7 protein-coding genes, 1 tRNA gene and 1 rRNA gene are annotated in these 9,641 nt (G+C 63.7%); 6 read left to right on the forward strand and 3 right to left on the reverse strand.

All coding sequences use genetic code 11. The annotated features are described in order from the left end of the window. The first annotated feature begins 163 nt into the window (after positions 1–163). From IFT67_RS19150 to relB, 6 genes are all read left to right on the forward strand, one after another. Positions 164–1,753, forward strand: a complete 1,590-nt coding sequence (locus IFT67_RS19150) for a tryptophan halogenase family protein (RefSeq protein ID WP_192239693.1) — start codon at positions 164–166, stop codon at positions 1,751–1,753. After that, positions 1,753–2,463: a SapC family protein gene (locus IFT67_RS19155; RefSeq protein ID WP_192239694.1), complete on the forward strand. Its 711-nt coding sequence runs from the start codon at positions 1,753–1,755 to the stop codon at positions 2,461–2,463. Before IFT67_RS19150 ends, IFT67_RS19155 begins: the two co-directional genes overlap by 1 nt. After that, positions 2,456–3,487: a cupin-like domain-containing protein gene (locus tag IFT67_RS19160; protein ID WP_192239695.1), complete on the forward strand. Its 1,032-nt coding sequence runs from the start codon at positions 2,456–2,458 to the stop codon at positions 3,485–3,487. Before IFT67_RS19155 ends, IFT67_RS19160 begins: the two co-directional genes overlap by 8 nt. After that, complete coding sequence (locus IFT67_RS19165) at positions 3,484–4,995, forward strand: tryptophan halogenase family protein (protein WP_192239696.1); 1,512 nt, start codon at positions 3,484–3,486, stop codon at positions 4,993–4,995. The genes IFT67_RS19160 and IFT67_RS19165 overlap by 4 nt, the downstream gene beginning before the upstream one ends. Positions 4,996–5,005: 10 nt before the next feature. Beyond that, entirely contained in the window at positions 5,006–6,073 is a 1,068-nt protein-coding gene (locus IFT67_RS19170) for a LacI family DNA-binding transcriptional regulator (protein ID WP_192239697.1), read from the forward strand. Between the two features lie 579 nt (positions 6,074–6,652). Then, positions 6,653–6,913, forward strand: a complete 261-nt coding sequence (relB, locus tag IFT67_RS19175; protein ID WP_192239698.1) for a type II toxin-antitoxin system RelB family anti-toxin — start codon at positions 6,653–6,655, stop codon at positions 6,911–6,913. A gap of 801 nt (positions 6,914–7,714) precedes the next feature. Here relB and IFT67_RS19180 read toward each other — a convergent pair. From IFT67_RS19180 to rrf, 3 genes are all read right to left on the reverse strand, one after another. Continuing rightward, entirely contained in the window at positions 7,715–9,028 is a 1,314-nt protein-coding gene (locus tag IFT67_RS19180; RefSeq protein ID WP_192239699.1) for a site-specific integrase, read from the reverse strand. Between the two features lie 147 nt (positions 9,029–9,175). Further along, positions 9,176–9,252, reverse strand: a tRNA-Met gene (locus IFT67_RS19185). Between the two features lie 90 nt (positions 9,253–9,342). Then, positions 9,343–9,457: ribosomal RNA gene (rrf, locus tag IFT67_RS19190) — 5S ribosomal RNA — on the reverse strand. Positions 9,458–9,641: the final 184 nt, after the last annotated feature.

Below are 9,641 nucleotides of genomic sequence, written 5' to 3' on the forward strand. Positions count from 1 at the left end.
AACCGCCACCCTGGATCCTGACGAAAGTCAGGGTCCAGGGTGGCAAAGAGGCGTCGTTCGTTACTCCGGGCCCTGACTTTCGTCGGGATGGCGGTCAAGGGTGGCGCTCCTGCACCCGACGGAGCAAGCTGGCATGCGAAAACAGGGAAACAGGCAGCAGACGATGGCCAACGAGACCCTTGCCGGAGAAGACCCCGCGATCACCCAAATCGTGATCGTCGGCGGCGGCACGGCGGGCTGGCTCGCCGCCTGCCTGATCGCCGCCCTTGCCGATCGCGACACCGTGCGCCCTCTCACGGTCACGCTGGTCGAATCCCCCGACGTCGCGACGATCGGCGTCGGCGAAGGCACATGGCCGACGATGCGCCGCACGCTCGAACGGATCGGCATCACCGAAACCGACTTCCTCCTCGCCTGCGATGCCGCATTCAAGCAGGGCTCCCGGTTCGACGGCTGGCGCACGGGCGCGGCCGACGACAGCTATCTTCACCCCTTCACCGCCCCCGTCGACGGCGACCCACGCGATCTCGTCTCGGCCTGGTCGGAGCATGGCGGGCGGTTCGCGGACATGGTCGGCGCGCAGGGCGCGATCTGCCACCACGACCTCGCACCGCGCCAGCGGGCAATGCCCGATTACGCCGGCACGCTGAACTATGCCTACCATCTCGACGCGGGCAAGCTCGCCGCGCTGCTGACGCGCCACGCGACCGAGCGGCTCGGCGTAAGCCACGTCCGCGACCACGTCGTCGGTATCGACGGCACCGAGGACGGCGACATCGCCGCAGTCCGCACGCGCGCGTCGGGCGCCATCGCTGGCGATCTCTTCCTGGACTGCACCGGCCACGCCGCGCTGTTGATCGGGGACCATTACGGCATCGCCACGATCGACCGCGGCCGCGAACTGTTCAACGACCGCGCGCTCGCCGCGCAGGTGCCGGTCGCGGCCGGCAGCCCGATCGCCTCGCAGACCAATGCGACCGCGCACGCCGCCGGCTGGATCTGGGACATCGGCCTGCCCACCCGGCGCGGCATCGGCTGCGTCTACTCGTCCGCGCATCTGAGCGACGATGCCGCGGCGGACACGTTTACGCGCCATATCCGCGCCACCGCGCCGGACGCGCCGTTGCCGACGTTCCGCCAGCTCAAGTTCCAGTCGCGCCACCGCACGAAATTCTGGGAGCGCAACTGCGTCGCGGTCGGGCTGTCCGCGGGGTTCCTGGAGCCGCTCGAAGCCTCGGCGATCGTGCTGATCGAACTGTCGCTCGACGCGCTGCTCGACAATTTTCCCAGCCACCGCGGCGCGATGGATATCCACGCGACGCGCTTCAACGCGCTGTTCCGCTATCGCTGGGACCGGATCGTCGAGTTTCTCAAGCTGCATTACGTGCTCAGCGAACGCGACGAACCCTATTGGCGCGATCACCGCGACGCCGCCTCTATCCCCCCGCGCCTCGTCGAACTGCTGGCGCTGTGGCGGCATCAACCACCGTCGCGCGCCGATTTCCCGATGATCGACGAGATCTTCCCCGCCGCGAGCTATCAATACGTCCTGTACGGCATGGGCTTCCCCGTGCCGACGCGCGGCGCGATCGCCACCGCGGATCGATCGCGGACGGAAGCCTTGCTGGCGCAGGTCGATCAGCGCAGGCGTATGCTCGCCGCTGGACTGCCCACCAACCGCGCCTATCTCGATGCCCTGCGGCATGCGACCACACCCGCCATGGAATTTCCTGCGATGGAACCGATAGCCTGATGCCCGACCACGTCATCCTCACCGCCGAAGACCACCGCGATCTGCGCATCCGCACCGAGCGCGCGCCCGCGCTGGGCGACGCGGTGATGACCTGCATCACCGTCCCCAGCGAGTTTCGCCGCGTCCAGACGCACTATCCGATCCTGTTCCAGCTCGACCAGACGCGCGACAGCTTTACCGCGCTCGCAATGTTCGGGTTCGAGCCCGGCGAGAACCTGTTCCTGACCGACGCAGGATGGGACGCGCGCTATCGCCCGCTCGCGATCGACAGCCAGCCGTTCCTCGTGGGGCGCGGCGCGGGCGACGTCCGCCAGGTCCATATCGATATGGCCAGCCCCCGCATCGGCGTAGGCGAAGGCACGCGCGTATTCGACGATACCGGGCGGCCGACGCCGTATCTAGAACGGATCGCCGATCAGCTCCGCGCGCTCGACACCGACTATGTCGCGTCCGCCGACTTCTTCGCCGCGTTGCGCCGCTACGAGCTGCTCGAACCACTGACGATGGACGTCACGCTCGACGATGGCTCGAAGAACCGGCTGGTCGGCTATCACGTCATCGACGAGGACAGGCTAGTCGCGCTCGACGATGCTGCGGTCGCCGACCTGCACGCCGCGGGGCACCTGATGCCGATCTTCATGGCGCTCGCGTCGCTCGGCAATATCGGCGACCTGATCGCGCGAAAGAACCGCCGGGCCAATCATGGCTGACGCCGATCCCGGTGTCTTCGCGACCATGCCGCGCATCCGCGAGATCGAGGTCCGCGATCCCGCGAGCCTCGACGTGCATCTGCGCGAGGCGACCACGCCGTTCATCGTGCGCGGATTGATCGCGGATTGGCCGATGGTGCGCGCGGGACTGCAATCGTCGCGGGCGGCACGCGACTATATCCAGCGCCACGCCCGCGACCTGCCCTTCGCGGTCTCCGTCGCGATGCCTGATAGCGGTGGCCGACTGTTCTACGACGCCGCGCACGCGATGAACTTCCAGATGCTGCGCGCGAAACTGCCAGAGATCTTCGCACGGATCGACGCCAACGAAGGCGCGGCCGGTGCGCATGCCATTTATCTCGCCTCGATCGACCTGCACCAATTCTTCGTCGGGCTGCACGAGGCGAACCATGTCGAGCTGGGCGATCGCACGCCGCTTGCCAGCATCTGGATGGGCACCCGGACACGGATCGCGGCGCATAACGACGTGCCCGACAATCTCGCCTGCGTCGCGGTCGGGCGGCGGCGCTTTACGGTCTTCCCACGCGACCAGTTCCGCAATCTCTACCTCGGCCCGGTCGACAATACCCCGGCCGGCCGCGCGGTCAGCATGGTCGATTTCCACGATCCCGATTTTGCCGCTCACCCTCGCTTCCGCGAGGCGTTGCGGCACGGCCAGGTCGCCGAGCTGGAGGCTGGCGACGCGCTCTACATCCCGGCGATGTGGTGGCATCACGTCGAGGGGCTATCGAACTTCAACGTGCTGGTGAATTACTGGTGGCGCGAGACGCCGCGGTGGCTCGGCCAGCCGCAGGATGCGCTGAACCACGCGATGCTGGCGATCCGCGATCTGCCCGCGGACGAGAAGGCGCATTGGCGCGAGATGTTCGATCAGTATGTGTTCGCCAACGGGTCTGACGTCACGGACCATATTCCCGAGGCGGCGCGCGGCGTGCTCGCGCCGCTTACCGCCGACACCGCGGGTCGCCTCCGCGCCTTCCTCCTGAGAGCGCTCAGCCGATGACAGATTCGCCAATTCGCCGCGTCGTAATTGCCGGGGGCGGCACCGCCGGCTGGATGGCCGCCGCGGCGATCGCCCGGACGATGGGCAGCACGATCGAGCTGACGCTGATCGAATCCGATGCGATCGGTACGATCGGCGTGGGGGAATCGACGATCCCGCCGATGATCACCTTCAACCGCCTGCTCGGGATCAACGAAGCCGAGTTCATGCGCGAGACGCAGGCGACGTTCAAACTCGGCATCCTGTTCGACGACTGGAAGGATCGCGGCGAGCGCTATTTCCATTCGTTCGGGATCACCGGCAAGGATCACTGGTCCGCGGGCTTCCAGCATTTCTGGCTGCACGGCCTGACCAAGGGGCACGCGCAACCCTACGACGATTACTGCCTCGAGTTGCGCGCGGCGTTGCAGGGCAAGTTCGCGCATCTGCCCGACGACCGGATGAACTATGCGTACCAGCTCGATTCGACGCGCTACGCCAAGTTCCTCCGGAAGATGGCGGAGGCCGACGGCACGCGCCGCCTCGAAGGCAGGATCGCGCAGGTCGAGCTGAACGGCGAGAGTGGCGACATCGCCGCGCTGGTGCTCGAGTCCGGCGCGCGGATCGAGGGCGACCTGTTCCTCGACTGCACGGGGTTTCGCGCGTTGCTGATCGAGGGCGCGCTGCACGCCGGGTTCGACGACTGGACGCATTACCTGCCGTGCGATTCCGCGATCGCGATCCAGACCGAGAGCGTGCGGCCTGCCCTGCCCTATACGCGGGCGATGGCGCATGATGCGGGCTGGCAGTGGCGCATCCCGCTCCAGCATCGCACCGGCAACGGCATCGTCTATTGCAGCCGCTATCTCGACCGCGACGCCGCGCTCGACCGGCTGCTCGGCAATATCGAGGGCAAGACGCTCACCGAGCCGAACGTGATCCGCTTCGTGACCGGCGCGCGGCGCCAGCAATGGCATCGCAACTGCATCGCGATCGGCCTGTCGGGCGGGTTCATGGAGCCGCTGGAATCGACCAGCATCCACCTGATCCAGCGCGCGGTACTGCGGCTGTTGCGGCTGTTCCCGTCGGGAGCGGTGAGCCCCCGCGACGTCGCCGAATTCAACGACCAGCAGCATACCGACATGCTGCAGATCCGCGATTTCCTGATCCTGCATTACAAGGCGACGAACCGCCTCGACAGCGCGTTCTGGCGGCAATGCGCGGCGATGCCGATCCCCGCCTCGCTCGAACAGAAGATCGAGCTGTTTCGCGAAACCGGCCGCGTGTTCCGCAAGAACGAGGAGCTGTTCGCGGAAAACAGCTGGGTGCAGGTGATGCTGGGGCAAGGCATCGTCCCGCGGAGCTATCACCCGATCGCGACCAAGCTGCGCGACGACGAACTGGCGCGGCTGCTCGGCGGCTTGCGAGACGGCACCAACGCGACCGTCGCGGGGTTACCCGAGCATGCCGAGTACGTCGCGCGCTACTGCGGCACCGCACCCGCCCCCTCACCCGTCCTCGCAGCCTGAGTTCAGACGCATGGCACGGCGACGTCAGGCGGTAACGATCAAACATGTCGCGGCGGATGCGGGCGTGTCGCTGCAGACCGTCAGCCGCGTGGTGAACAAGGAATCGGGTGTCCGACCCGAGATGATGCAACGCGTCCAGGCATCGATTGACAAGCTCGGCTACGTCCCGTCGATCGCCGCGCAACGCATGGGCGGATCGCGTTCGTACCTGATCCTCGCGCTGAACGATCGCGAGCGGACGATCGCCGACTGGCGCGCGCGGCAGGGCACCGACTGGTTCGACCAGATGATGCTCGGCGGGATGCTGACCTGCGCCGAGCACGGCTATCGCCTGATCGTCGAACTGGTCGACACGCATAGCGATCATATCGAGCGCGAATTGATGGCCGCGATCGCCGCGCTGCAACCCGACGGCGTGATCCTGACGCCGCCGCATTCGGGCAATCCGCTGATCATCGACCTGCTCGAGACGCAGGGTATCAGCTTCGCGCGGATTGGCTCACTGACCGAAGGGCCCGGCATCCGGCTGATCATGGACGACACGCGCGCCGCCGGGATCGCGACCGAGCATCTGGTCGAACTCGGCCATCGCCGGATCGGCTTCATCGCCGGCCCCGACGAGTATGAACTGAGCGCGTGGCGGGTCGACGGCTGGCGTGCGGCGATGCAGGCGGCTGGCCTGGCGACGGACGATCTGTTGGCGATCGGCGACTTCAGCCACGCCTCTGGTCGCGCCGCGGCAGCGGAACTCCTGACGCTGAACGACCCGCCGACCGCAATCATCGCGAGCAACGATCAGATGACGCTGGCGACGCTCGAACTCGCGCGCGAGCGTACCCTGGCCGTGCCAGGAGACCTATCGCTGATCAGCTTCGACGATACCCCGATCATCCGCTTGGCGAATCCGTCGCTGACCGCCATCGTCCAGCCGATCGCCAAAGTCACCGCGCTGGCCGTCAACCTCATCATCGCCGACCACGTCAACGGCCCAACGACCGCCACCCCGGTTACGGTACCCGCGAGGATGACCGTTCGCGAGTCCACCGCATCGATTTTTGGCGGAAAAGGAAACACCTGATCAAATACATGGCTCAATTGGTCGTCGTGGCCAGCGGATCCGAAGAACGCGCTGGGTCTGGAGCCGGATTCAATCATTAAATCCACTCCGCCGTATGAACGAACGTCCGCTCAGGCCACGGTCCGCTCGAAAGCGGCCATTCTGCTTTCCACCAGTCTTGCCATAGATGCGGACATTCCGCATACATCAAAAGCAGCCAGTCCGACCAATACACACCATGTCGCTCCGACGTGGCATTCCAGCGTTACCAGCGGTGTCAACTATATGGAATATCTACACACTGGAGTGTGAAAGTTAGACTTGTTGAATGTCTCGCTAGTTTGAATTTGTGGGCCGCCTACAATTTATGGCAGAACCACGTGGTATCTTGAAGAGGTCGCTTCGTCGACAAGCGGAAGGTAAGGCATGCGATATCCCCTGATCGCCCCCACGCGCGGCTGCTTCTTCCAGCAGAAAATTTCGTTCCAAACGCTGCGCCAATCGTTTACCAGGTTATGATGGGTGTCGTTAGCTCAGCTATTTTGGTGGTGATGATCGGCGCGCGCGTCGTTCGCGTTGGACAGTGGTTCGCCTGACGTCATGTCGAGCGTCATCCACTTAGAGGACTGTGCCTCACCTACTTTCCGGTTGTTTGGGCGGCGGCTTAAAGACCGTCGTCGCGATCTTGGTATGACGCAGGGCGCCATATGTGAGCGGACCGGTATCTCGGTTCCTTACATTTCGTCGGTTGAGAGGGCGCAAGCGAACCCAACACTGGAAACGATTGAGAAGTTGGCCGGAGCGGTTGGGTTAGAGCCTTGGGTTATGATTAGACCGAGTGAAACAGCTTCAGATCGATGAAACCGAACCGCATTTCCATATACGCGTCTCTGTGCAGAATTAGACTGCGGTTTAACTCCGGCCGCCCGAGATAAGCATCAGGCCCTCTGCGTCTTACGGATGGTGTAGGCCGCGGGCCACAGATGCAGCACTATATCAAAAGACGGTGATGCACTGTTATTATGCGAATTAGCGATGTCTCGAAGTGCCGGATTCGCGTCGTCAATTTAGTGGCCACGATAAAGCCCGGAGGGTCGTAAGCTATAATGCCGGGGACGAGGGTATCGGATTTCGCTAATTGGCATCAAATTTGCTCTTCGCGTATGTATGACTTGCGGTGCGTGCTGCTAAACGAGCGGCGTGCGGTCGAGATGATCTGCTCAGCGGGCAACGCGTCCGCCTAGCGCCGACGGTCAATGCATCGGTGCTCAGGACTGGTCCGGCTCGGGGATCGGGCCGCCAGCCGGTGCCCGGGTGTATCTTGCGGCTGAAGTGGCCGATATGCTCAACGGCTTCGATGGGCCGGCCGCGCTGGACGAGCCGCGGTAGCATAGCAATCCGTTTGGGGACTCTGTCTATGCGGGCCGCAGCAACTGGGCGTTGCTAAGCCAGAGATCCTCGCAAATGAACTCTCTTGCCTGGCGCTGACCGGCAGTCTCGCTTTGTATGTAAGTCGACACACCGAGAGAGGATAATAAGCGAGGTGAACGCTCGTACGAGCGCGGATGAGCGCCGCAAGGGCGCTCATCCGGGGTCGCCCCCGCAAGGGGTGCTCGCGGGCCGGTTAACGGCCCGCGTCCTGATGGAGAGACCGGTTCCCGGTCAGCTCTGTTCGTCGTCTTCAAACAGGACCGGCTGCGGCTTGCGCCGGGAGGCAGGCTTCGCGCGCCGCACGTTGACGGACGCTGCGCTAATCATGTTCTTGATGTGAGCGGCATAGTGCTTCTGGATCATCTCGACGCTGGTGCGGCAATTACGGGCAACAGCATACACGTCCGCCCCTTCCATCAGGCGGAGACAGACATAGGTATGGCGAAGGGAATAGGCGGTGCGTGCCTTGCCATCGCGATCGAATTTGAGACCGGCCTTGTCGAGGATGCCGTTGAAGAGCTTCACATGATTGCCGGGGAACACCTTGTCGGTTGGCCTGGGCAGTTCCGCCACGGGCGTCTCTGGCGCTTCTGTAATCCCCTCCAGCTCGCGACGCCTACGCTGTCGGCGGGTTTCGCCCTGAACCGGCTTCGGACGTCCTAGCAGACGCTCATAGGGGCGAACTGCGTTCGGCATGCTCTTGCAGAAGCCGACGCCGCGCTTCCCCCGAACCTCGATCTCGAGAATACGCTGGCCGGTCTCGTCATCGACGACGATCTCGACATCGCGATGTTCGAGATTGGACGCCTCGTCCGGGCGCAGGCCGGTATTTGCCATAAACAGCACATAGTCGTGCACCTGTTCGGCGTTCCAGCGATAGTGCTCGTGGAAAGGCTCCTTCGCGTAGGCGCCGGTCGCTTTGTAGAGCTGCTTGTACTCGGCCGAGCTGAACCAGGGCCGATGCTCGATCTTGCTGGAGGCGCGGTACGGACTGGAGATGTCCGGTACGTGCGAAAGCCAGCCGTGGCGGACGGCGGTATGCAGCACCTGCCGCAGCGTCACGATCTCGTTGTGGATGGTCTTCCAGGCCGGCGCCTTATCGGTCACTGGTCGATTGCTGAGCGAATGCGGATTGGCCACGCCGCGCGACGACATGCGATGCACGCGGTATTCTTGCACCCTGCCCGCGGCAATCTCCGAGAGGCCCATGTCGCCAAAGAACGGGACCAAGTGAATCCGTAAACGGATCGCGTGCCCCTGGGTCCAGCGGACGCTGCGCTGCCCTTCGGTGATCACTTCATACTCACGGGTGAACTGGGCGGCGGCCTCCTTGAAGGTCTTCTCAGATTTCAGGACGCCGGCGTGAAGCTTGCCACGCAGGCCGAGATACCAGTCCTCCGCGACCTGCTTGGCAAGCGCCAGACTATCCGTCCTGGTGCTCGAGCGGCGCTGCTTGTTGCCGACCGAGGCGGAGCAATGCCAGCTTCCGCCCTCTGCCCGCCTGTAGATCTGGACTTTTCCGCCAAGGATTTCGTGCCGCTGCATAACGACGCTACCGGTACATAGTGGACCAATGCGGGCAGTTTTTTACAAACGGCGGCAAAAGTCAAATTTGTGCTAGCGGCGTGCTAACGCAAAAACCCCCTGCTTGCGTAGGGGGCGGTCGGTATGTCGTTGTTTTGTTTATAATATTGGTTGCGGGGACAGGATTTGAACCTGTGACCTTCAGGTTATGAGCCTGACGAGCTACCGGGCTGCTCCACCCCGCGACGGCACGGCCAGCGTGCGTTGGGTGTGTATGAGACGTTTGTGAATGGGTTTTGGATATGGTGTGTTTTGCATGTTGCACGGGCTTCAATGCCTGGCGACGACCTACTCTTCCATCGCTTGAGCGATAGTACCATTGGCGCAGTCGGGTTTCACGGCCGAGTTCGGAATGGGATCGGGTGGGACACCGGCGCTATAGCCACCAGGCAATGGAGCCGGTGCGACATGCGTTTGCGTCATATCTGGGTCCTTCGGGTTTCGCCTTGCGGCGAAGCCTGAGGGTTTAAAATCGATACCGTGCAAGGTTTAGTGGTATTTGTGACCAATCCCTCGACGGCGAGGGGATTGGCAATCTGGCGTCGTCTTAATCATCCGCACGCATCGTTGGCTA

The organism is Sphingomonas sp. CFBP 13728 (assembly GCF_014841895.1).
In the GTDB taxonomy this organism is placed as follows: Bacteria; Pseudomonadota; Alphaproteobacteria; order Sphingomonadales; family Sphingomonadaceae; genus Sphingomonas.

What these genes read in the sequence shown, in the direction of transcription:
- relB (WP_192239698.1), top strand. Translation starts at nt 6,653, where the DNA reads ATGTCGAGCGTCATCCACTTAGAGGACTGTGCCTCACCTACTTTCCGG.
- IFT67_RS19150 (WP_192239693.1), top strand. Translation starts at nt 164, where the DNA reads ATGGCCAACGAGACCCTTGCCGGAGAAGACCCCGCGATCACCCAAATC.
- IFT67_RS19165 (WP_192239696.1), top strand. Translation starts at nt 3,484, where the DNA reads ATGACAGATTCGCCAATTCGCCGCGTCGTAATTGCCGGGGGCGGCACC.
- IFT67_RS19160 (WP_192239695.1), top strand. Translation starts at nt 2,456, where the DNA reads ATGGCTGACGCCGATCCCGGTGTCTTCGCGACCATGCCGCGCATCCGC.
- IFT67_RS19155 (WP_192239694.1), top strand. Translation starts at nt 1,753, where the DNA reads ATGCCCGACCACGTCATCCTCACCGCCGAAGACCACCGCGATCTGCGC.
- IFT67_RS19180 (WP_192239699.1), bottom strand. Translation starts at nt 9,028, where the DNA reads ATGCAGCGGCACGAAATCCTTGGCGGAAAAGTCCAGATCTACAGGCGG.
- IFT67_RS19170 (WP_192239697.1), top strand. Translation starts at nt 5,006, where the DNA reads ATGGCACGGCGACGTCAGGCGGTAACGATCAAACATGTCGCGGCGGAT.